The sequence below is a fragment of the Cohnella kolymensis genome, assembly GCF_000829465.1.
Lineage (GTDB): Bacteria > Bacillota > Bacilli > Paenibacillales > Paenibacillaceae > Cohnella > Cohnella kolymensis.
On record NZ_JXAL01000001.1, the window covers coordinates 599,877 to 622,386 of the forward strand.

The 22,510-nt window shown below is 50.4% G+C and carries 20 protein-coding genes; 6 read left to right on the forward strand and 14 right to left on the reverse strand.

Annotation, left to right across the window (positions count from 1 at the left end; genetic code table 11):
• Positions 1-26 precede the first annotated feature (26 nt).
• The 6 genes from SD71_RS02875 to fdhF form a co-directional block, all read right to left on the reverse strand.
• Positions 27-638 (reverse strand): TetR/AcrR family transcriptional regulator, encoded by a 612-nt coding sequence (locus SD71_RS02875; protein ID WP_041059174.1) that lies wholly within the window; start codon positions 636-638, stop codon positions 27-29.
• A 31-nt stretch (positions 639-669) separates the two neighbouring features.
• The gene (locus SD71_RS02880) at positions 670-1,743 is read right to left on the reverse strand and encodes a M42 family metallopeptidase (protein WP_041059176.1); all 1,074 of its coding nucleotides are present in this window, start codon (positions 1,741-1,743) and stop codon (positions 670-672) included.
• Positions 1,718-2,971 (reverse strand): MFS transporter, encoded by a 1,254-nt coding sequence (locus SD71_RS02885; RefSeq protein ID WP_052475882.1) that lies wholly within the window; start codon positions 2,969-2,971, stop codon positions 1,718-1,720. The genes SD71_RS02880 and SD71_RS02885 overlap by 26 nt, the downstream gene beginning before the upstream one ends.
• A 158-nt stretch (positions 2,972-3,129) precedes the next feature.
• The gene (locus SD71_RS02890; protein WP_041059179.1) at positions 3,130-3,486 is read right to left on the reverse strand and encodes a heavy-metal-associated domain-containing protein; all 357 of its coding nucleotides are present in this window, start codon (positions 3,484-3,486) and stop codon (positions 3,130-3,132) included.
• A gap of 19 nt (positions 3,487-3,505) precedes the next feature.
• Positions 3,506-4,069 (reverse strand): DUF1641 domain-containing protein, encoded by a 564-nt coding sequence (locus tag SD71_RS02895; RefSeq protein ID WP_041059181.1) that lies wholly within the window; start codon positions 4,067-4,069, stop codon positions 3,506-3,508.
• Complete coding sequence (gene fdhF / locus SD71_RS02900) at positions 4,050-7,037, reverse strand: formate dehydrogenase subunit alpha (RefSeq protein WP_235426963.1); 2,988 nt, start codon at positions 7,035-7,037, stop codon at positions 4,050-4,052. Before fdhF ends, SD71_RS02895 begins: the two co-directional genes overlap by 20 nt.
• Positions 7,038-7,186: 149 nt before the next feature.
• Between fdhF and SD71_RS02905 the strand changes: the two genes are divergently transcribed.
• The 5 genes from SD71_RS02905 (at position 7,187) to SD71_RS02925 (ending at position 10,838) form a co-directional block, all read left to right on the forward strand.
• Complete coding sequence (locus SD71_RS02905) at positions 7,187-8,179, forward strand: phosphotransferase (RefSeq protein WP_041059184.1); 993 nt, start codon at positions 7,187-7,189, stop codon at positions 8,177-8,179.
• 25 nt (positions 8,180-8,204) lie between these two features.
• The gene (locus tag SD71_RS02910) at positions 8,205-8,711 is read left to right on the forward strand and encodes an adenylyl-sulfate kinase (protein ID WP_041059188.1); all 507 of its coding nucleotides are present in this window, start codon (positions 8,205-8,207) and stop codon (positions 8,709-8,711) included.
• Between the two features lie 107 nt (positions 8,712-8,818).
• Positions 8,819-9,358 carry an adenylyl-sulfate kinase gene (locus tag SD71_RS02915; RefSeq protein ID WP_041059191.1) on the forward strand — a complete coding sequence of 180 codons (540 nt, stop codon included), beginning with the start codon at positions 8,819-8,821 and terminating at the stop codon, positions 9,356-9,358.
• A gap of 30 nt (positions 9,359-9,388) precedes the next feature.
• Positions 9,389-9,859, forward strand: a complete 471-nt coding sequence (locus SD71_RS02920) for a protein-tyrosine phosphatase family protein (protein WP_041059195.1) — start codon at positions 9,389-9,391, stop codon at positions 9,857-9,859.
• Positions 9,846-10,838 (forward strand): phosphotransferase, encoded by a 993-nt coding sequence (locus tag SD71_RS02925; RefSeq protein WP_041059198.1) that lies wholly within the window; start codon positions 9,846-9,848, stop codon positions 10,836-10,838. The genes SD71_RS02920 and SD71_RS02925 overlap by 14 nt, the downstream gene beginning before the upstream one ends.
• Before the next feature lie 117 nt (positions 10,839-10,955).
• On the opposite strand, the gene SD71_RS02930 is transcribed toward SD71_RS02925, so the two are convergent.
• From SD71_RS02930 to SD71_RS25780, 5 genes are all read right to left on the reverse strand, one after another.
• Positions 10,956-12,494: a solute symporter family protein gene (locus SD71_RS02930; RefSeq protein ID WP_041059201.1), complete on the reverse strand. Its 1,539-nt coding sequence runs from the start codon at positions 12,492-12,494 to the stop codon at positions 10,956-10,958.
• The gene (locus SD71_RS02935) at positions 12,491-12,820 is read right to left on the reverse strand and encodes a DUF485 domain-containing protein (RefSeq protein WP_041059206.1); all 330 of its coding nucleotides are present in this window, start codon (positions 12,818-12,820) and stop codon (positions 12,491-12,493) included. Before SD71_RS02935 ends, SD71_RS02930 begins: the two co-directional genes overlap by 4 nt.
• Before the next feature lie 249 nt (positions 12,821-13,069).
• Positions 13,070-13,747 (reverse strand): LytR/AlgR family response regulator transcription factor, encoded by a 678-nt coding sequence (locus tag SD71_RS02940; RefSeq protein WP_326998683.1) that lies wholly within the window; start codon positions 13,745-13,747, stop codon positions 13,070-13,072.
• Positions 13,744-14,379 (reverse strand): sensor histidine kinase, encoded by a 636-nt coding sequence (locus tag SD71_RS25775; protein ID WP_326998691.1) that lies wholly within the window; start codon positions 14,377-14,379, stop codon positions 13,744-13,746. Before SD71_RS25775 ends, SD71_RS02940 begins: the two co-directional genes overlap by 4 nt.
• A 187-nt stretch (positions 14,380-14,566) precedes the next feature.
• Positions 14,567-15,493, reverse strand: a complete 927-nt coding sequence (locus SD71_RS25780; protein WP_326998684.1) for a LytS/YhcK type 5TM receptor domain-containing protein — start codon at positions 15,491-15,493, stop codon at positions 14,567-14,569.
• A 173-nt stretch (positions 15,494-15,666) separates the two neighbouring features.
• Here SD71_RS25780 and SD71_RS22820 point away from each other — a divergent pair, with 173 nt between their 5' ends.
• Positions 15,667-19,770 (forward strand): bifunctional 2',3'-cyclic-nucleotide 2'-phosphodiesterase/3'-nucleotidase, encoded by a 4,104-nt coding sequence (locus SD71_RS22820; RefSeq protein WP_082034005.1) that lies wholly within the window; start codon positions 15,667-15,669, stop codon positions 19,768-19,770.
• A gap of 87 nt (positions 19,771-19,857) precedes the next feature.
• On the opposite strand, the gene SD71_RS02960 is transcribed toward SD71_RS22820, so the two are convergent.
• From SD71_RS02960 to SD71_RS02970, 3 genes are all read right to left on the reverse strand, one after another.
• Positions 19,858-20,223 (reverse strand): DUF779 domain-containing protein, encoded by a 366-nt coding sequence (locus SD71_RS02960; protein ID WP_041059209.1) that lies wholly within the window; start codon positions 20,221-20,223, stop codon positions 19,858-19,860.
• A 13-nt stretch (positions 20,224-20,236) separates the two neighbouring features.
• The gene (gene adh / locus SD71_RS02965) at positions 20,237-21,757 is read right to left on the reverse strand and encodes an aldehyde dehydrogenase (protein ID WP_041059213.1); all 1,521 of its coding nucleotides are present in this window, start codon (positions 21,755-21,757) and stop codon (positions 20,237-20,239) included.
• A 164-nt stretch (positions 21,758-21,921) separates the two neighbouring features.
• Complete coding sequence (locus tag SD71_RS02970) at positions 21,922-22,434, reverse strand: acyl-CoA thioesterase (RefSeq protein ID WP_041059215.1); 513 nt, start codon at positions 22,432-22,434, stop codon at positions 21,922-21,924.
• Positions 22,435-22,510 lie beyond the last annotated feature (76 nt).

A 22,510-nucleotide genomic window follows, 5' to 3' on the forward strand; every position in this document is an offset into this window, starting at 1 on the left:
CGCAAAGGGTCGGTGGGTTTTTCTCGTTACTGCTTCATAATGTTGCGGAACACCATCGTCTCCATGTCCTTCAGGATGGACTTGTACTCCGCTTCTTCGCCGTCGATCATAAAGTGAAGTGCAAGACCGTCGCGTACCGCCCAGAAAAGGTATGAGGCCGACTTCGCGTCCAGATCGGACCGAAATTCGCCGCTTTGTTTGCCTTCCTCCATGATTTTCTGGATCAGTGCCAGCGCTTTGCCCATATACTCAGACAAGAAATCGGCCAAGTCCGGCCGGCGCCCGGCATAGATGGAGAACTCCATATGAAAAGTCAGCCATTTGCGCAGCTCGTCGAGCGACTGTCTATGAAATCTCGCGAATAAATGACGAAGCTTTTCGGCAGCGCTCGGAACCAGTTTGAATTGCTCGGTCAACGTGTCGACCATCGTGTTCATGCGCGCGTCGGCCATCTGAATGTACATGTCTTCTTTGCTGGAAAAGTAATTGTAAATCGCACCTTTACTCATGCCGAGGTGGCGTACGATATCGTCGACCGTTGTGGCCTGGTAACCTTTCTCGGTAAAACAATGCAAGGCCCCCTCCAGAATAGCCGCCCTTTTCTCCTCTTTATACGAATCCGATACTTTGGGTGACATTGCCCGCTCCCCTCCGGCCCTTGCTACGGCGCTACTGAAGCAAACGTTTGACCTGCGCGGCATCCAAACGCTTAATGAGTTCCGTAACCAATAAAGCCATCTGCTCAAAATCTTTCCGCGACATGATCGCATTATGACTATGAATATACCTTGTCGCGAAACAGAGTGCAATGGAAGGGCAGCCGATGCCGCTTGTGTGAAAGCTTCCAGCGTCCGTACCGCCCCCGGGAGCCACGTCGACTTGAATAGGAATCTGCAGTTCCTTCGCGATATCCAAAATGAGGTTGCGGAGGCCGACGTGCGGCACCAGGTAGGCGTCGGTCAACGTCACGACAGGACCTTTGTCCATACTTGCGGTCGATAGATCGGATTCGATGCCCGGCGTGTCCATGGAGACACAGACATCGACCGCGATCGCGATATCCGGCTGCACCAGCGCGGCAAGCGTCTTCGCTCCGCGAATGCCCACTTCCTCTTGAACGGTTGCGCCGGCATAGACGACATTCGGATGATTGTCGTTCTGCAGCCGGTTCAGCACTTCAATGCTGAGCGCGCAGCCCGCCCGGTTATCCAAAGCCTTGCCGGCCCAAAGCTGGTCGCCCTTCATCGTGAAGAAATCGGCCACGGGCACAATGGGATCCCCAGGGTAGATGCCCATCTGTTCCGCCTCTTCAGCGCTTGAAGCGCCGACATCGATAAACATCTCCTTGAGCTCCATCACCTTTTTGCGGTCGTCCGGCTGAAGGACATGGGGCGCTTTCGCGCCGATAATGCCGATAATGTCGCCTTCACGCGTCTTGATTCTCACTTTTTGCGAAAGAATGCTGTGCGGCCACCAGCCGCCTAACTGATGAAATCGTATAAAACCTTTGGGCGTAATGTTCGATACGATAAAGCCAACTTCGTCCAGATGACCCGCCACGAGCACACGCGGACCTTCCGCCGATCCCGTTTTTTTGCCGACGACACTTCCGAGCCGATCGTGCAGAAGCTCCTGCGACACCGGCTGCAGCATGCTCTCCATTAACTGTCTAACTTCCTTTTCAAATCCTGGTACTCCATCCGCTTCCGACAATTGCTTAATCATTTGCGTTAAACGATCCATGATTCACACTCCTATCCATAAATTTAGGGCTTCCTGACTGGAGTTGATAAATAACAACCGCAGCTGAGGCAATGGCTATGACTATGCCATGGAACAGCATCACCATATGGGAAAGAGACAACATCTGCATGACTAGCGGAGCGGCAATGAATCCGAAAAAGAACCCTATTCTGTTCAAAAACAAAGACACGCCGAATACCCTGCCTCGGATCCAATTGTCGCTTTTTTGAAAAAGGGTCGTTGCGGTCGTCACCGAGCAAGCGTCGAAGACACCTGTCACGAAGGCTGCAGTCAGTACCCACGGAAGCTCCGTCGTGAGAAATATCGCTATGAATCCCAGTGACATAAACGGGGTGGATAACAAATACACTCGGTATAAATTGCCCCTGAGCCAAGCAATATGCGGGAGCAGATAAGTCGTCAGAACATTGCCGCTCCCCCACACTGCCCAGATAAGGCCATAAAACAGCGCCTGCCGGTCTGCATCAATCTCGGCAGCGAGCAGGGGGACACCTAAATTATGCGAACCGGACCCGAATGTATCGATGACATAAACCATGAAAACAAGAAGCAGAGCGGGACGAACCCATAAGTATTGTTTGACTTCCCGCAAGTCGTCAAGCTGTTTGCGCAGGCGATGCCAAGGAGCAGGGATCGCCAGCCCGGAACTTTTCTCTTTGTAGTTCCGGTGAGGATCCCAACGCAACTTGAGCAGCACCAGCATCGATAAGAGGAAAGAGAACGAGTCCAGCAGCACGACCGATTCATAACCGAACAAGTGCTGAAGATATCCTCCGCCCAGGAAACCGAAAACCATGGTCACAGCGCCAAGCCTGGAAATAATGGCATTGGTGCGGAGCAGGTTCTGCTTTCCATATATTTGAGGCACTTCTGCGTTGTAACTGACTTCGAAAAAACTGCCGGACACGCCCATGAAAAATCGGACGACAAGAATCATGACCGGCTCCGGAAACGGGATCAGCAGCAGGATCAATCCGGCCCTCAGTATGTCGGTGACTATCATGATTTTCCTGCGGTCGTACTGATCGGCCACCACGCCGGATACCAGACTGGAGAACATTCCGCCAAGCACGGAAACCGCAAGCGAAGCGGACAGCCATCCGACACTTTGGGTTGTGGCGAAGATGAGTGCGCCAAGTACAATCATTTCCATTCTTGATCCCAAATCGGACAATGCTTTGACATACAGATAAATCTTGTTGGCCATGATTCCCTCCGGACATGTGTGTTAATTAAAACTGACTAGTCAGTCGTTTACATTTTTACACAGCCGTGGCCTTTATGCAATAGAAAAATCCTGCATAGCGGCGAAACATATCTGTTGCAGATACGAACCACCGCTATGCAGGCTGCTTGGCCGGCAGGTTACTCTTCCGTACGAGCCCAATTGCTCCGGCATGAGTCGCAGACGTGAAGGATGCTGCGGCTCATCGTATCGGACGCTTCTTCCGCCTCTTCCTCGCCTTCAACAACACCGCAAATTTCACATACCTTTGTCATCAGGCTTCCCCCGTTCGTATCAAATCCATGTTCCTTCAGCGATTCGCGAAAGTCACGCGGCGCTGCGGCAACATCGTCGTAGGTGAACGTCACTTCGCTCCTCGGAAAATGGAAATCATCCACAGAGACGATTCCCCATACCTCCTGCAGCGCGTGACCGATTTTTTTACTGGATTCCTCGTCGGTTAAACCGTCAACGGTCCAAGTTATCTTCTTCTGCATGAGCTGCACCCTTCCATTCTCAATGCACGTGCTGATGCTGAGTTCCGTGAGTTCCGGACCCGTCCTTCTGACCTTGCGAGTTCTGGGCTTGCGCGTTGTTTTGCTTGATTTGCGAGCCCATTCCCGTCAGAAAGTTGAGCATAAACCCCAGGGCCGACCGTACGTCTTCGTCCCCCATCGCTCTAATCATTCCGAACATACCGACCGGCTTGTTGTTACTATCGGCAACCTGACCGCCCGCCCGCTCCATTCCGGATAGAACCCCTTTGAGCATGTTGTCCAGGCTTGTCGGTTCGACTTTCCCTAAGAACTGAGTCGCCAAGATGACGTTCTTGAGGATGTGCTGCATGCCCGAATCGTTCAGCTGGGCAATCCCGATAACACCAACCTGGTGGCGGTTTTTCAGGAGCGCTTCGAGCGCATCCAGTATTCCGAATTTGTGAAGTTCATGGACGATATCCATAAACTGAATAAGCGGCTTTTTATGCTGGGCGACTGCGCTCAGAATTTCTCCGAGAGCTTGCGCCTCCAACACCGCAGGATCGTGCGCTGTAAATTCTATTTCAGAGATGGGCCTGGCCATTGTTGTCCCCTCCTTGAATAGCTTCAGGAATCGGCACGTAATCTTCCCTTTTCCACTTATCTTCTACCCGGACACCGATTTGTGAAATGGGATCACCGAACCGCGGGTTATGGCGGGACAGCGGCGCTTCACCGTCATGGGACAGAATTTCCATCTTGACGTCCATTTCCTTGTAGTTAGGGGTGTGCGTAATGTAGTCGTGATAGCTGCTGGTCAAACGGTTGACCGCGGATTCTTCATCCCTCGTGTTCATCGTTAGATACAGCTCGTTGCCGTGAACGCGATCCGTAATTTCCACACGCACTTTAACGTTGCCGTAAGGTGAAGTGAGCCGTACCACAGCACCGGTTTTCAAGCCGCGTTCCTCAGCAAGCTCGGGAGAAACTTCAAGCCATTCGGACGGTACTTTGTGCGTGATCCCCGGCGACCTGTACGTCATGTTGCCCTCGTGGAAATGCTCGAGCAGACGCCCGTTGTTCAAATGCAGATCATATTCCTTGCCGGGATGGTAAGGTTCTCTCCATTCGACCGGCACGAGCTTCGCTTTGCCGTCCGCGAACCCGAAACGCTCGGTGTAAAGGAGAGGCGTGTCTTGTCCATTCTCTGCGACCGGCCAGACCAAGCTTTCCCATTGCTCCAGACGTTCATAGCTTACTCCCGCGAATATCGGCGCAAGGCTCGCAGCCTCCGCCATGAGCTCTGAGGGATGGGTGTAATTCCAGTCCGCACCCAGACGGTTGGCTACCAGTTGAATGATCTCCCAGTCCGGCTTCGACTGGCCGATCGGCTCGAATACCTTGTAGAACCGCTGAATACGGCGCTCCGTATTCGTGAATGTTCCATCCTTCTCGAGACTCGGCGCTGCCGGCAAGACCACATCCGCGTAGCGGGCGGTCCGGGTGAAGAAAATGTCCTGCACCACGAAGAAATCGAGCTTCTCGAAAGCATGTTCGACGTGGTTGGAGTTGGAGTCCACCAGCGCCATTTCCTCGCCGAACAGATACATCGCCTTGAGCTTGCCGTCGTGGATCGCTTCCACCATCTGGTGGTTGTTAAGGCCCGGTTCCGCAGGCAGCGACACTCCCCATGCCCTCTCATACCGGGCGCGGACACTCTCGTCCTGGACTGCTTCATACCCCGGGAACCAAGCAGGCATTGTGCCGAAATCGCATGCCCCTTGCACGTTGTTATGTCCACGAAGAGGATAAGCTCCCGTTCCGGTACGGCCGTAGTTACCGGTGATCAGCAGAAGATTGGAGATCGCCGTGCTCGTATCTGTCCCATGAATATGCTGGGTGACGCCCATCGCCCACAGGATGCACACAGAGCCGGCTTCATGGATCATTTCGGCGAGCTTGATCAGCTGCTCCCTGGTCACGCCCGACTTGTCGGCAGCATACTCCAAGGTATATCGATCAAGCGACTTCACATATTCATCGAATCCGTTCACGCGCTCGTCGATGAACTTCCGGTCATGCCAGCCTTGCTCGATAATATATTTCGTCACGGCCATCAGCCAAATCATGTCGCTGCCAGGCACCGGGCGAATGAACACGTCCGCACGCTCGGCCAAAGGATGCTTGCGGATATCCATAACAATCAGCTTCTGGCCATGCAGCTTGTGCGCACGCTTCACGCGTGTCGCCAGCACCGGATGAGATTCCTCAGGGTTCGCGCCGATTACCATGACCAAATCGCTCGCAGCGATGTCGCGAATCGTTCCCGCATCGCCGCCGATTCCGACCGTACGAAGCAAGCCGGCGGTGGCAGGTGATTGGCAATAGCGCGAGCAGTTATCGACATTGTTGGATCCCATCACGGCACGGGCGAATTTTTGGAAAATAAAGTTGTCCTCATTGCTGGCCTTGGACGAAGCGATATAACCGATGGCCTCGGGACCGTGTTCTTCTTTGATTTGTCCGAGCTTGCTGGCGACGAGACTGAGAGCTTCCTCCCAGGTCGCTTCCACAAACTTGTCGCCCTGACGGATGAGCGGGGTCTTCAGTCGCTCGTCGTCGTTGACGAAATCCCAGCCGAATTTCCCTTTGATGCAGGTAGAAATTCCATTTACCGGCGCATGTTCGGTCGGCTGGATCCTTAGGATCTTCCGATCCTTGGTCCACACTTCGAACGAGCAGCCTACACCGCAATAAGTACATACGGTCTTGGTGCGGTTGATCCGAGTCTGCCGCATCGCCGCTTCCACTTCCGAAATCGCGAAGATCTCTTTGTATCCCGGCTCCACCGCCTTGGTCAAATCGATCATCGGCAGCAGTACATCATTCGGAATCGCGGTCAGGAAGCCCGCTTCCCCGAGCATCGACTTCTCCATCAATGCATTGCAAGGGCAGACGTTAATGCAATGTCCGCAGGATACGCACGAGGACTCGTCAATCGGCCTGCCGCCGTCCCACAGGACACGCGGTCTTTCCATCGACCAATCAATCGTTAGCGTCTCGTTCACCTGAACGTCCTGGCACGCTTCGACACAGCGCCCGCAAAGGATGCATTGGTCCGGTTCGTAACGGTAGAAAGGATTCGTATTGTCCGCCGGGTAGGGCTTCGGCACGAACTCATATTTTTGATGCTCGATTTCAAAATACTCTGCGGTATTGTGCACTTTACAATTCCCGTTGTTGTTATCACAGACGGTGCAGTACAGTTCGTGGTTCGTTAAAATGCGCTGCATGGCCTCGTATTGTGCCGCTCTCGCCCGGTCCGACAGGCTGCTCACCTGCATGCCGGGACGAGCTTCGGTCGCGCATGAGCGGACGATCTGACCATCCGCCTCAACCATACAAGTGTCGCAGCTCTGAATGGCCCCAAGCTGCTTGTGGTAGCAGATATGCGGAATGTAACTGCCGTTTGCGTCGGCGGCTTGGAGGATACTTTGTCCTTGCTGTACCGGTAAGTCCTCACCGTTCAACTTTATGGTAAACGTCTGGTTGGTAAGCAGCTGCTCTGCCAAGTGCGTCACTCCAATTTCTATGCCATTTTGTCCTTTCCATTATTGCCAACTGTGCCGCGGCGGAATTCATAAAGCGCAAAACATTTTCGCCTAGGGAGACATATGCTAATTTAATTCATTCTCTATTCACATTGACGGGAGCATATGAGATGAGTGAGCCGGAGTGCAGGAGTCAAAAAGTCGCATTAAAAAAACATCAGGTTAAAGACATGATTTTTAAGCACTACGGTCTAACCGTTCATTCAATCAAAAAGATACGTGGAATATTGAAGATCCTAATGGACAAAGGCATTTATTCTTTCAAAAACGCAGAAGAGCTTCCTGATCTTGACTTTGTTGTTCGCTGCTTACGGGTGATCCGGCAGAATGGATTTCCTTTCATTCCTCAACTGGTTCCGACGGTGACTGGAGAAACAAAAGTCAGTTTTGAAGGGGAAAGTTATTATCTGGATCAATGGATCGAAGGAGACGAACTTCCCGCCGGGAAAAATAATGAAGACTTGTTAGGCAAAGCGCTGGCAAGCTTTCACCGCGCCTCGCAACGAATCATCATAGGGTCGAACAGTACAAGAAACGGCTATGGAAAACGACACGCATTTCTGCTTGATGGCAATATTAAGCTGCACAATTGGCTGCAAAAAGGGACACTCGTTACCGATTTCGATAAGCAAGCGCTCCGTTTTTTAACTTATCGCTGTTGGTTGGCTTACTCTTATATTAAAGACGTTCCTGCTCATCCCCAAACCGTCATACCGGCTTTATGCCACGGCAGTCCCCACCACGAGAATATACTTGTTGATTCCCGGAATAATATCTGGTTTATCGATTTTGAATCGCTCGTTTACGCGGAGCGCATGCTGGATGTAGCTCAACTCATTCATTACTACGGTTACCCGTTTGAATGGGACTCAGCCGTCGTTCATCGGCTGTTGAACAGCTACCAAAGGCATCACGGAACCCCCATTTCAAAGGCGGAAGTCCGTTACTTTCTCTCCTATCTGGCATTTCCAAGAAGACTCTACAATGCCATGAACAAGCATTTTGACAATGAGGCGTCTTCCGATAAGCACGATAAAAAGTTAAAGAAACTGATCGAACAGGAATACGCAAAAGAGCGGTTTCTCAGCACGTATCCTTTGTAGGGTTCTATGGAAAGGAGTTTTTCTTATGAGTCACGGGCTGATCATTTGGTTAACCGGTCATTCCAAATCAGGGAAAACAACATTAAGCAAGCTTCTTTACGATGACTTAAATCAACGGCAGTACAAAGTAATACGATTGGACAGCGACACTTTGCCTAATGGCATCATTAAGCCTGAGGCGCAAACTTGGGAGGAAAAACAGAAGCTGAAAAACGAGAATCTAACTTTCCTTTCCAAGCTGCTTTTTGACAACGGATATTACGTGCTCATTTCTTCCGTAGGAAGGTATAACAGCTGGAGGGAGTTACTGAGACGGGAGGTTTCACGCTATTTGGAAATCTATTTGGAATGCCCGTTAGAAGAACGGATGCAAAGAGACACCGCCGGCAAATATGAGAGCCACAAAACCTATTTTCATTTTTATGAGGAGCCCAAAAATCCGGATCTCAAGCTGCAAACGAACCGGGTGACGACCCAGAAAGCCTTACAGCTTATCCTTGATCTGCTCAAGGAGCGGGCATTTATTTCATAAAAGGAGGATGCATTGCCCCATGTTTGCACAGGTACGGGTAACCCGTCCACTTCCCTCTCCTTCCGCCTGAGTATACTGAATCAGATGCTGGAAGGAGCTGCAAGCAAATGACCCAAGGGATGGTTTTGTGGTTTACCGGACTTCCTAACTCGGGCAAGACGACGATTAGCAGATTGGTGTCCAAGCAACTCGAATCTATGGGATATCCGGTTGAACGTTTAGACAGCGATGAGCTTCCGCGTTCCATGACTAAAGATCTGAGCCCGGATTGGACGACCAGGCAAAAACAAAAGTGCACCAATCTTATTTATATAGCAAAATTGCTGTACAAGTATAACGTGAATGTGCTGATTGCTTCGGTGGGCAGATTTGACGAAATGAGAAAACAGGCTCGCACTCACATTCCTTCGTTTGTTGAAATTTATCTAAAATGCCCTCTTAATGTTCGTCTGCAGAGAGACGATAAAATGAAATACGAAAGATACCCCGACACCATTCATTATTACGAGGAATCCTGCAATCCGGAGATTACAATCGAATCTGACAAGTTGTCATCTGAAGAGGCTGTATCCATGATCATCCGTTACTTAATCGAACAAGGCTATATCACTGAACCGGACGGCCGTGCTCCACATAACATGGAATAAACCACGGCCTAGAAATGGGGTGTCCGGATCATGATTATTGTCCCTGTCATTCCGAATCGACTGTATGCAGGCGGAAAATTGGATCAACAAGGATGGCGATTTATTGCACTAAATGTTAACACCGTTGTCAATCTCCGCACCGTACAAGATCATCCTCCTTTTGATTTCACAGGACGTTTACTTTTATGGACCCCGATTTTGGATCCGGTGCCTCCTTCTTTACAATGGGTCATTTCTGTAACGCGACTTATGAACGGGCTGCTGGATACCGGAAATGTAATTTACGTTCATGATACGGCGGGGATTAATCGGCTGGGGTTTATTCTGACTGCCCTTTTTATGCAAAGATTCGGATACGGTCGAGATACGGCGCTGACACTTCTCCGCCAAATGAAGCCGGATTTGAACCCGAATCCCCCATACATGGCTTTGCTCGCTTCTTTTGAGGCATATCTGAACACGAGTCAGCTCGCGCAGGGTCACCGCTATGGTACGTGCTGAAGTAACCGAAGGGCCGGAAGTCGTCCGATCCCTCATAATGAGGCACTATGGGCTGCCGGTGCAATCGCTGGAGAAAGTCCGTGCCATATATAAAATCAGAACACCCTACGGTTCCTTTGGGTTTAAAAACGCGGAGGAACTTCCCGATCTCCCCTTAGTGGCGGATTTCTTGGAACATGTGAGGCATAACGGCTTTGAACGAACACCGGCGTTTGTACTTACTACAGAAGGGACCTATCTCATCTATCATGAAAATAAGGCTTTCTTTATGGAGAGATGGGTCGATTACCCCGAAGTTCCCAAAGAAAGCTATCCTTATTTACAAAATATCGGCCGGGCGCTGGCTGATTTCCATCATGCCGCCAAGGGAGTGATCCCTCCTAAGGAAAGTCACCGATATGAATGGGGAAAACGGAAGGACATGTTATCCGCGGCTCTCGCCAAAATCCGGCAATGGAAGCAGCGGCCTTTGAATACCCCGATGGAAAAAATGATATTGGATTTTCTGAATTACCGCTGTTATTTGGCATTGATGCATTTGCAGAAGGTCTCGCCGCAGCGGCTGATCCATACTTCACCTGACGCTGCTGTTCTCTGCCACGGCGGATTGCATCATAAAAATATATTGACCGACAGCCGGAACAGAATTTGGTTCATCGACTTTGAAACGATGGTGTACGCGGAACGGGTAATGGACATGGCGCAATTGCTGCAATATCACGCAAGCCCCTATCGATGGAATCCGGCTGTTGTGAACACATTCCTTACTGCGTACCTCTCCCGAATCACCGCACCGATCGTCCCCGAAGAGTGGAGTATATTTTTTTCCTATCTCGCTTTTCCTAGAAGATTCTACAACCGGATGATCCGTTATTTCGACAACACCGAGCACCCGCAGGAGTTTCTAATGAAATTAAAGGAAACGATGGACCAGGATTTAGACAAAGAAAATTACCTGAGTAAATTTCACGTTGTCTGATAAGCGTACAAAGATAAACTCACATTTAATTGGTCCGCGTTATGGGACACGAAATAAATATAAAACGGAGTGCAAACTGCTGCCAGTTTGCACTCCGTTTTGTCATTCTCATTGTAACTATTGTGCCAGCTCGCGAATACCGGTGTTGGCTTTGACCATAATTTCATCATACTTGGCATGATCCTGCTTGGAAGATAAATACGTTCCGATGAACGCTCCCAAGAACCCGAGGGGAATGGATATGATTCCCGGATTCGTGAGCGCGATCAGCGGTTCCCCTACGAGTATCGCCTTGCCCGCTACGGGATTCCAGACGTTCGGGCTGATGGCGACAAGGAAAAGCGCACTGAGCAAGCCGACCAGCATTCCTGTCACGGCACCGGATGTATTGAACCGTTTCCAGAACACGGTGAACAGAAGCACCGGCAGATTCGCGCTCGCCGCTACGGCGAAGGCTAGGGCTACAAGGAATGCCACATTTAGCTTCTGAGCGAACAACGCCAGCAGGATTGAAATGATGGCGACGCCAACGGAAGCGATTTTGGCCATGCGTACCTGCTCCCGCTCCTGCGCTTTCCCTTTGCGGAGAATATGACCATAGAAATCGTGAGCGAATGCGGATGCGGCAGAAAGCACCAAGCCCGCTACCACTGCAAGGATCGTAGCGAATGCGACCGCCGAAATAAAGGCGAACAGGAATTCCCCGCCAAGAGATTGGGCAAGTAGCGGCGCGGCCATATTGCCGGCGGCATTGGCTTTGACGATTGCAGCCTCGCCTACGAAAGCGGCGGCTCCGAAGCCGAGGAACAGCGTCATGACGTAGAAAATTCCGATGATCCATGTCGCGACCACGACGGATTGCCTTGCAGTCGGCGCATCTTTAACCGTGAAAAACCGGATCAGAATATGCGGCAGTCCCGCCGTGCCGAGTACCAGGGCCATATTTAACGAAATCATATCGAGTCCGTTGGTGAACTTATTGCCCGGATTTAAGAAAGCTTCTTTCAGCGGGGTTGCGTTCTTCATTTCACTGAACATCGTTCCGATGTTGAAATCGAACTTCGCAAAAACGATCAGTGAAATGATCAGCGTACCTGCGATAAGAAGCACACATTTGATGATTTGCACCCAGCTCGTTGCCGTCATTCCGCCGAACACCACATAGACGGTCATGAGAACACCGACGATCAGTACGGAAGATGTATAGTCAAGGCTTGGAATAAGCAGCGAAATCAAGGCGCCTGCGCCTACCAGCTGCGCAATCATATAGAAGATGGATATGACGATTGAATTCATGGCTGCCACACCGCGAATCCTTTTGTTATCGAAACGGGCGGCGATCATGTCGGCCATCGTGTATTTTCCCAGGTTGCGGAGAGGCTCGGCAATCAGATACAGCACAACGAGATAGGCCACCAGAAATCCGATGCTGTAGAAAAAGCCGTCAAAGCCGAACAAGGCGATCATCCCGGCGATACCCAGGAATGAAGCGGCGGACATGTAGTCCCCGGCTATGGCGAGTCCGTTCTGCCAACCGGTCAACCCGCCTCCCGCTGCGTAAAATTCATGAGTCGTTTTTGTTTTTTTCGAAGCATAGTAGGTGATAACGAGTGTACCGAGAACGATGACGAGGAAAAGCAGGAATGCGGTGCTCATGAAATATTCCGCCCCTTTTCTGTTTGCGTAAGCTGCTCCTTAATCTGCTCGCAAGTCAAATCGAATTCTTTTGCTTTCTTCGTATATAGGTAGCAGAGTACCCATGTCATGATGAACTGGGCAAACGCGAAAACCCAGCCCCATGAAACCGACCCGAAAGCGGGTTGGTTCAAGGCGTTCGAGAAAGCCGTGAGGACCGGCAGAGTAAAGTAAAAAGCCAGGAAGAACAGAGTGAGTGGAACGATAAACCGTTTTTTCCTGTCCATCAGCTTGCGGAAAAGCTCCGAGCGGGCAATGTCGCTATATGTCTGCGGGTTCTTTTGCACAAACGATCCCTCCGTCATATGGAATGGCGCTAACTTACAACGTAAAATGTAAGCGCTTTTAATAATTATAATTTTTCCTTACCCCATTCCTGCGGTTTTGTGTGCAAAATGTCGGATTCGTATCCTTAAATACATAAAAAGAGTCCTGAAATGTTTTTATGTTATGAGCACATCATTGTCCTTGCAATAACCGGATCATATCGCGAGCCGCAATACGGGACACGGGGATTTTGGTGCGGCTGCTGTCCTTCAGACTGCGTTGTACGCGCCGTTGAACCATGGCTCCAGCTCATTGATGTAATCCAGATTCACCAAATAGCTGCGATGCGGGCGGAAGAATGCGGCGCCCAGTCTTTCCTCCAGCTCCTGAAGAGTCTGCCTCGTTCCATATGAGCGGCCGTCGGCCATGAAGATCCGGGTGACCTTCTCCTCCTTGACCGCATAGAGGAAAAATTCCGGCTCCAGCACGACCGTTCGCCCGCCGTCATCAATGAGCAGCTTGCTCCTTTTCAAAGCGGGAACGTCCACGGTCGATTTAGCCGAATGTCCTTTGGCCGCCTCCGTCTTCCTTCCCCGGATGCGAATCAAGGTCTGATGGAGCCGCTCTTCTTCGTAAGGTTTCAGCAAGTAATCCACCGCCTCCAGCTGAAAAGCCTCCAGCGCGTACTGGTCATATGCCGTTGTAAAAACGATAAACGGCCGCGGATGGATCTCGTGCAGCCGGCGGGCCGCCTGAATACCATCCATCTCCGGCATCTGGACATCGAGGAAAATCGCATCCGGCTTATGCTGGAGCGCAAGCTCCAATGCCTCTAATCCGCTCGCCGCAGGAGGCAGCACCACAATGTCCGGCTCCTTGGAGAGCAAATAAATGAGCTCTTCTCTTGCCAGCCGTTCGTCTTCCGCGATCAAGACACGAAGCTTCATTTAAAATTCCCCCCGTTATCGAATGGTATCGCAAACGCGACCTTCGTACCGCCTTCATTTCGGTTCACGAATGTAAGCGAAGCTTCTGAGCCAAGAAGACTGATGAGCCGCTGATTCACATTATGTACCCCGAGACCTGTGCCTGAGCTCTCTTTCATCGGAACCGTGCCCAGTTTACCTAAATATTCGGAGGGAATGCCCGTCCCGTTATCCTCGACTGTAATTTCCACCGAATGCTCTGCCCGTTTCAATTGAATACGCACCCAGCCTCCGGTTAATTTCTGCTTCAACCCGTGCTGGATGCTGTTCTCCACGAGCGGCTGCAGCGTAGAAGGCGGAATTTGCACGGTCTCGAGATTGGAGTCTAATGAACATTCCACAGTCAGCTGATCGGAAAAACGGGTCTGTATGATCGATATATAGGTGTTCAGATGTTCCATTTCCTGATACAAGGGGATAAGCGGCGACTGCGTCATTTTCAGGCTCATCCTCATGAATTGTCCCAGCTTCACAGTCAGCAGTCGTCCGTGATCCGGATCGATGCGGATTAAGGTGACTATGGCATTTAATGTGTTAAACAAAAAATGAGGGTTGATCTGCGCCTGCAGCACCCGGAGCTCGGCGTCCTTCATCAGAGCTTCCAGCTTCTCCGCAACGGCGATCGTTAATTGACTTGAGATCAGCTTGCTGAAGCCCTGCGCAAACTCCTCCTCCACCTTCCGGATCTGCTTGGGGCTGCGGAAATAGAGCTTGATCAGGCCTGCCGTCCTGCCGGATTGATTGAACGGTACGATAATTGCCGCTCCCAATGCCTCATGGTTAGGCTGAATCTGTTCCCTGCGGGTGGCAATTTGAATTTTGCCCGTTCGGATCGCTTTTTTTGGATAAATCCGTAACGAGCGGTTCTCCCGGAACGTGTCTATAAGTTCCGATGCCTGCATGAGCGAGAATTCTTTCCGTGTCCGTGACACCCACGGCGTCAGCCTGCAGCTCTCGAATAAGAATGGAGGCCGTGGCATCCGCCGTTCGATAGCTCAAGCCTTCCTTCAGATGCGGGAGAACCATCTCGGCAATGGTGAGCGCCCGCTGGATTTCCAACGCCGCCGTCCGTTCTTCCTCTCTTAAGGCAACCCGAATCATAGCTACGAATATTGCAATTCCGATGCTATTGGTGATAACCATCGGTACGCCAACCTGATTAACAAGATTGATAGAGGTCGGGGAGGATGTTGTGAATACAAGTAGAATTCCCATTTGTAAAATAGGAGCGAACACGCCTATAAACATAGCCTTGATAGGGGCGATCACTCGTTCCTCATAAAAAAACCGGGCGACCAATCCTGCAAGTATCCCGATTAACGGTGTGGAAACGGCATATGAAATATCGGAAAGACCATGCAGCATATAAGCGTGAAAGCCCGTGATGAGTCCGGCGCCCGCGCCCACGAAGGCGCCTCCGAGCAACCCGGCCATCACAACGCCGATGAGCGCAGAGTGGGCCATGACTTCATCCGGAGCGAGAGAAGCGACCCAAAAAGAGGAATCCATCCGGCTCGGACTTACAACTACTCCGGCATAGGTTCCCGCGATTCCTACAACTCCAAACAATACCGCAAAAGAGAAGCTGGTACGGACATTGATCGCCTGATCCAATATGTTTCGAAACAGCGGTATGCGTGTCATTATAAACATGAGAATCAAGAGCATTCCCATCCGCTCGAACAATTCCTGCGTGAGCTGTTCCACACGCGCACCCCCCAAATAGATCCTAGCAGCCCGCCTCACTCTTTCATTATTTTACCATTACATAATTTATGTCATTAAGTATAATATACCAAAAATTCTATATACGCCGATGACACTTCTGTTTTATCATAGATATGTACTTATTCCAAAATTCTGGGAGGATGAAATTTAGTATGAAGCTAGGGAATAAGAAATCTGTAAGCAAGCTCATTGTCTCGTCACTGACATTGGGTCTTCTTGTTCTGCCTTTCAACGGCATGTTCGCTGCGGCGGCCGATCCCGGCTCCACTGTCAAGCTTCGCATCATGGAAACGACGGACATCCATACGAATCTTATGTCGTACGATTATTACAAGGATGCGGCCGCTCCCACAGTCGGCTTCGCACGCACGGCGAATGCTATCAAAGCTGCGCGGGCAGAAGCAACAAATACTTTCCTAGTGGATAACGGCGACTTGATCCAAGGCACACCTCTCGGAACGTACAAAGCTAACATTGATCGGCTTAAAGCCGATGAAATTCATCCGGTGTATAAAGCTATGAACCCACTGGGTTATGATGCTGCAACGCTGGGTAACCATGAATTCAATTATGGACTTGATTTTCTTGACCAGGCTCTTAAAGGTGCTAAATTCCCTTATGTAACCGCAAACGTGTACATTGACGACAAAGACAGCAATCCTGATAACGACAAAAACCGGTTTGATCCTTACGAAATCATCAGCAAGAAGGTGACGGACGAGTCCGGTGCCGAGCAAACGCTGAAAATCGGTGTTATCGGCTTTGTTCCTCCTCAAATTACCCAATGGGACAAAAGCTGGCTCGACGGCAAAGTCATCACTAAAGACATTGTCGCAACAGCTGAGAAATTCGTTCCTAAAATGAGAGCGGAAGGCGCGGATATCGTTATTGCGCTTGCACATACGGGCTTTAACGGCGCCGCTCAAGCGAATGCTAGCGCTGAAGACGCTGTGCTTCCTCTCAGCAAGGTAGCCGGCATCGATGCGATCACTTTCTCTCATACCCACAAGGTATTCCCTACCGGCAATGATAAGACACTTGACGTATTGTTTAAAGACAAGGACGGCAAAGTCCTTCCCGGTGTCGACAACGTTAAAGGCACGATTAACGGTGTCCCTGCCGTTCAAGCGGGCTACGGCGGAAACAACGTTGGCATTATCGATCTGACGCTGGAGAAAGTAGATGGCAAATGGAAACTCGCCTCCTCTCAATCTTCTACGAAACCGATCTATGATTCAGCCGCCAAAAAATCTTTGTATGAAGAGGATGCGGCAGTAGTAGCGGCGGTTAAAGCCGAGCATGAAGCGACCATCAAATATGCAAACAGCCCGATCGGAACAACAACCGCTCCGATTCACAGCTATTTCGCATTGGTACAGGACGATCCGTCCATTCAAATCGTAACCAATGCTCAGAAGTCGTATGTAGAGAAGTATGTTAAAGCTAATCTGCCGCAATACAAAGATACTCCGATCCTTTCCGTAGGCGCGCCTTTCAAAGCAGGCCGCAACGGTCCGGACGAATTTACGGAGATCAAGACAGGCCCTCTGGCGATTAAAAGCGCCGGTGACCTGTATTTGTATGACAATACCTTGAAGGCTATTCTGGTTAAAGGTTCTGTTGTCAAGGAATGGCTGGAAATGACTGCAGGAAAGTTCAATCAAATTGATCCGAATAAAACGGAAGAGCAAGCGCTGCTTAACCCATCCTTCCAAGTATTTAACTTCGACGTGATCGACGGTGTCACCTACCAAGTCGATGTTACGAAACCGGCCAAATACTTGCCGGACGGTAAGGTTAACGATGCGAATTCAAGCCGAATCATTAACTTGCAGTACAACGGCAAACCGATTGATTTGAACCAGGAATTCATCGTTGTTACCAATAACTATCGTGCAGCAGGCGGCGGTAACTTCCCGGGAGTACTCGGAAGCAAATATGTGATCGATTCTCCGGACGAGAACCGTCAAGTGCTGATGGACTACATTTCCACCAATAAGGAAATTAATCCGTCCATCGATAACAACTGGTCAATCGCACCGATTAACGGCAATGTGAACGTAACTTTCACCTCTTCACCTAAAGCTGCAGAGTATGCTAAGACGACCAACAACATTAAATATCTCGACAAGATGGACGACAAAGGCTTCGGCATCTTCTCGCTTGATCTGACCAAATCCGCTGCACCTCAGCAGCCACAGCAGCCTGCAGAGCCTCCTAAAGGATTTGCAGATGTGCCGGCTACACACTGGGCATATGCAGCGATCAGCGAGCTTGTCGCCAAGCAGATCGTTGCAGGCAAAACGGACACCAAGTTCGATCCTGCAGCCAACATTACGCGGGCTGAATTCGCTAAGCTTCTGGTTAATGCACTGCAATTGACTTCCACGAAGGACTCCGGCTTCAAGGATGTTCCTGCAAACGCTTGGTACGCTGAAGCGGTTGCTGCTGCTGCCGAGCACGGTTTGGTGAACGGCGTGGCTCCAGGCCAGTTCGCACCGACGAAAACCATCACTCGTCAAGAAATGGCGATCATGGCCCATAATGCCCTGAACGTGAAAGCAGGCAAGAAAGTTCAAACAAGTACCGAAGCCGATTTCAGCGACAAAGGTACTGTCAGCGCTTGGGCTAAGGCATCCGTTAACCTGGTTGCCGACCGCGGTGTAATGAACGGTGCCGACGGTAAGTTTAGACCGCTGGGCGTAAGCTCCCGTGCCGAAGCCGCTAAAGTTGTGCACACGCTGATTACCGATGTCTCCGTACAACTTTTGGGCATCAACGATTTCCACGGCCAGCTGGATTATGTTAGAACAGTCAAGGATGCTGCCGGCAAAGTGACCACGTTCGGCGGTGCCGATTATCTTGCCACGTATTTGAAACAGCACGAAGCAACGAACAAGAATACCCTTCTCGTTCATGCAGGCGACGCAGTCGGCGCAAGCGCTCCGGTATCCGCTTTATTGCAGGATGAGCCGACGATTGATTTCCTCAACCGCCTGGGCTTTGATGTAGGCACGCTCGGTAACCACGAATTTGATAAAGGCACTGTAGAAGCAAAACGTTTGATATTTGGAGGCAAAAACCCAAAAACCGGCAAGGAATTCGGAGGGGCTAAATTCCCTTATGTAGTGGCTAACTTAGTGGATGAGAGCGGCAAAACGTTCCTTGATCCTTACGTTATTCAAGAAGTGGGCGGCGTAAAGGTCGGCTTCATCGGTGTAATCACCAACAGCACACCATCGATCGTCAGCCCGGCCGGCATCAAGGGACTTACCTTTACCGAGCAGGCTCCGGCGGTTAACAAAGCCGTTGCTGAACTGAAAGAAAAAGGTATTGAAACGATTGTTGTTCTGGCCCATGACCCGTTTGAAGGAAGTAACGAGGCTCCAACGGGCGAAGCCATTGATCTCGCAAATAATGTAGACGACGAAGTAGATGTTATCTTTGCAGGACACAATCATGGCGGTTTGAACAAAAAGATTGACGGCAAGCTGGTTATCGAGGCCTTCTCTTACGGCACTGCCTTCTCCGATGTGGATCTGGTCATTGATCGCGCCACCCATGATGTGGTTAGCGTGAAAAGCGAGGTTGTCGACGTAAAGCGTGAAGGTGTCACGCCGGACGCTGAAATTACGCAAATGGTAAAAATGTACGCTGATCAAAATAAGGCTGTGATGGAGGCACCTGTCGGCAAGACAGATGCCGCAATCACGCGCACAGCTACACCTGCCGGCGAATCAGCTTTGGGTAATCTGATTGCCGACGGCATGCGTGAGACGATGAAAACGGATTTCGCGTTCATGAATTCCGGCGGTATCCGCAACGACATGCCGGAAGGCAATGTCACTTATGGCAGCATGTTCAGCATTCAGCCTTTCGGTAATGTGCTCATCAAAATGACGCTTACCGGGGCCCAAATTAAAGAAATGCTCAACCAGCAATGGGCAACTTCCAGAACCAAAATCGGCCAGGTTTCCGGCTTCACTTACAGCTATGACGACAGTAAGCCTGCCGGCCAAAGAATTGTGGAAATCAAGAAGGCCGACGGCACGCCGGTCAAAGACGATGAATCTTATACCATTGTCGTAAACGACTTTATGGCAGCGGGCGGCGATGATTACAAAGTTCTGATCAAAGGCACGAACCGTGTAGCGGGTCCTGTTGATCTGGATGCTACCATTGAGTATCTGAAAACGAAATTCGCAAATACCTCGATTACGGCTAAAACTGAAGGTCGGATCACGAAGCTCAACTAATTTCTAAACATCATTAAACAATGAAAAGCCCCTCTCGACAGCCGCAGCTTCAGGCGCGCTGACCGGGAAGGGTTTTTCTTTTGCCCATTAAATATTCAATATTTTTATTTCTTCATCCGTAAGCATACGCGAGCGTGTGAGAAACCGGCGGCCTTCCGGTCCTTCCAGCGAGAACATGCCGCCCCTGCCGGGTACGACATCAATAATAAGCTGCGTATACTTCCAGTACTCGTATTGCGCCTTGCTCATATAGAAAGGAGCTCCGCCAATTTCTCCGAGCAATACATCGCTGTCCCCTGTCATAAACTCGCCCAGCGGATAACACATCGGAGAGCTGCCGTCGCAGCAGCCGCCCGACTGATGAAACATGACCGGGCCGTGCTTCTCCTCAAGCAGGTTGATCAGCTCCAGAGCAGCATCCGTAGCCAGTACTTTGTGGACATCAGATGTCATGGGAATCCGCCTCTTAGAAGAATCCCAGCGCGTCAGGGCTGTAGCTGACGAGCAGATTTTTGGTTTGCTGATAGTGGGAGAGCATCATTTTGTGGTTTTCGCGGCCTATCCCTGAGTTTTTGTATCCTCCGAAGGCTGCATGCGCAGGGTAAGCATGATAGCAGTTGGTCCATACACGTCCGGCTTGGATACCGCGTCCCATACGGTATGCTGTGTTCATATCACGCGACCATACACCGGCCCCCAGTCCGTACAGAGTATCATTGGCGATGGCAAGCGCCTCTTCCTGATCCCTGAACGTGGTAACAGCGACAACGGGGCCGAAAATTTCTTCCTGGAAAATCCTCATTTTGTTATGTCCTTTGAGAACAGTCGGCTGAATGTAGTAACCCTCGGAAAGTTCGCCTTGAAGCGCAGTCCTTTCCCCGCCGATCAGGCACTCCGCGCCTTCTTGCTTGCCTATGCTGATATAGCTCATGATTTTTTCCATTTGCTCCGTGGAAGCTTGCGCTCCGATCATCGTATCCGTATCCAGCGGATTTCCTTGTTTAATCGAAGCAACCCTTTTCAAAGCTCTTTCCATGAAAGAATCATAGATAGATTCCTGAATCAACGCGCGGGACGGACAGGTGCACACTTCCCCTTGATTCAGGGCAAACAGCACGAATCCCTCAATGGCTTTATTAAAGAAGGCATCATCTTTCGCGATAACATCTTCAAAGAAAATGTTCGGCGATTTACCGCCCAGCTCCAGTGTCACCGGTATCAAGTTCTGTGAAGCATACTGCATGATCAGACGGCCGGTCGTCGTTTCCCCGGTAAAGGCGATTTTCGAGATGCGACTGCTTGAGGCAAGCGGCTTTCCGGCTTCCAGTCCGAAGCCGTTCACGATATTCAACACCCCGGGAGGAAGCAGGTCTTGGATCAGTTCAGCCAACACCAAGATGGAAGACGGCGTTTGTTCAGCCGGTTTCAGCACAACCGCATTGCCTGCGGCCAACGCCGGGGCGAGCTTCCAAGTGGCCATAAGCAATGGGAAATTCCAAGGTATGATCTGTCCTACCACACCGAGCGGCTCGTGAAAATGATAGGCGACCGTATTGTCGTCTATCTGGCTGAGCGATCCCTCTTGCGCGCGCACCGTGCCGGCAAAGTAACGGAAGTGGTCGATCGCAAGCGGAAGGTCTGCAGCCATCGTCTCTCGAACCGGCTTCCCGTTGTCCCAAGTTTCGGCAACCGCAAGCATTTCCAAATTCGCTTCCATGCGATCGGCGATTTTGTTCAGTATGACTGCGCGTTCAGCGGGTGAGGTGCGTCCCCAGGCGTCTTTGGCAGCATGAGCCGCATCTAGAGCCCGCTCGATATCTTCGGCCGTAGACCGGGGGATCTCGCAAAAAATACGATTGTTTACCGGTGAAACGTTTTCAAAATACTCGCCCTTAACGGGTGCAACCCACTCGCCTCCGATGAAGTTCTCATACCTCTTCTTGAATGTGACTTTTGATCCGTCTTGCCCGGGTTGAGCATAGATCATATACCGCCAGCCTCCTCAAAATAGACTTCATAATATATGTACACTCTATTTCTATAAAAAATGCAGAAAAAATGGATACTGAGAGACTTTCATTTTTGCGAATTTTTATGCACAAAAAAGAAGAATGCACATTCGCATTCTTCTAAGATTTTCGAACCTGCGTCTTACTCCCAAGGATAGCTCTTTACCAGATGATCGGCAAATTTCTTGCTTTCTTCCCTGCGGCTTTTTCTCAATTGCTTACGATATTCAGCGGTTTCGTATAATACCTTCTCCTCTTCGCTCTCTGGCACGATTTCGGGCACGGGGACCGGCTTATTTTGTTCATCCAGCCCGACAAAGGTAAGAAAGGAGGTTGCTGCGATTTTCCGTTCCCCGCTTAATAAATCTTCCTTGATCACTTTGACGAAGACCTCCATGGAAGTCGTACCCGTTCTCGTCACATAGGATTCCAATGCTACGGCATCGGTGGGCCTGATCGGCTGCAGGAAATCCACGGAGTCCGTAGAAGCCGTAACCGCGGTTACGCGGCATAGTTTGGTAGCCGATATGGAAGCGATATTGTCGATATCAGACATGAGTTTACCGCCGAACAACGTTTCATGATTATTCACATCTGTCGGGAAAACTCGCAATATTTTAAAACACCGGGTTTCTTTTGCGTACATCTTGCTCATATTCACACCACTTTCCGATAATTGGCATTCGCTTCGAACATTTTTCCCTCTTCGGTATTGCATTATGCTTATAAAG

Coding starts and splice junctions, on each gene's coding strand:
- SD71_RS02875 (WP_041059174.1), bottom strand. CDS start 638: ATGTCACCCAAAGTATCGGATTCGTATAAAGAGGAGAAAAGGGCGGCT.
- SD71_RS02880 (WP_041059176.1), bottom strand. CDS start 1,743: ATGGATCGTTTAACGCAAATGATTAAGCAATTGTCGGAAGCGGATGGA.
- SD71_RS02885 (WP_052475882.1), bottom strand. CDS start 2,971: ATGGCCAACAAGATTTATCTGTATGTCAAAGCATTGTCCGATTTGGGA.
- SD71_RS02890 (WP_041059179.1), bottom strand. CDS start 3,486: ATGCAGAAGAAGATAACTTGGACCGTTGACGGTTTAACCGACGAGGAA.
- SD71_RS02895 (WP_041059181.1), bottom strand. CDS start 4,069: ATGGCCAGGCCCATCTCTGAAATAGAATTTACAGCGCACGATCCTGCG.
- SD71_RS02905 (WP_041059184.1), top strand. CDS start 7,187: ATGAGTGAGCCGGAGTGCAGGAGTCAAAAAGTCGCATTAAAAAAACAT.
- SD71_RS02910 (WP_041059188.1), top strand. CDS start 8,205: ATGAGTCACGGGCTGATCATTTGGTTAACCGGTCATTCCAAATCAGGG.
- SD71_RS02915 (WP_041059191.1), top strand. CDS start 8,819: ATGACCCAAGGGATGGTTTTGTGGTTTACCGGACTTCCTAACTCGGGC.
- SD71_RS02920 (WP_041059195.1), top strand. CDS start 9,389: ATGATTATTGTCCCTGTCATTCCGAATCGACTGTATGCAGGCGGAAAA.
- SD71_RS02925 (WP_041059198.1), top strand. CDS start 9,846: ATGGTACGTGCTGAAGTAACCGAAGGGCCGGAAGTCGTCCGATCCCTC.
- SD71_RS02930 (WP_041059201.1), bottom strand. CDS start 12,494: ATGAGCACCGCATTCCTGCTTTTCCTCGTCATCGTTCTCGGTACACTC.
- SD71_RS02940 (WP_326998683.1), bottom strand. CDS start 13,747: ATGAAGCTTCGTGTCTTGATCGCGGAAGACGAACGGCTGGCAAGAGAA.
- SD71_RS25775 (WP_326998691.1), bottom strand. CDS start 14,379: ATGAAGGACGCCGAGCTCCGGGTGCTGCAGGCGCAGATCAACCCTCAT.
- SD71_RS22820 (WP_082034005.1), top strand. CDS start 15,667: ATGAAGCTAGGGAATAAGAAATCTGTAAGCAAGCTCATTGTCTCGTCA.
- SD71_RS02960 (WP_041059209.1), bottom strand. CDS start 20,223: ATGACATCTGATGTCCACAAAGTACTGGCTACGGATGCTGCTCTGGAG.
- adh (WP_041059213.1), bottom strand. CDS start 21,757: ATGATCTATGCTCAACCCGGGCAAGACGGATCAAAAGTCACATTCAAG.
- SD71_RS02970 (WP_041059215.1), bottom strand. CDS start 22,434: ATGAGCAAGATGTACGCAAAAGAAACCCGGTGTTTTAAAATATTGCGA.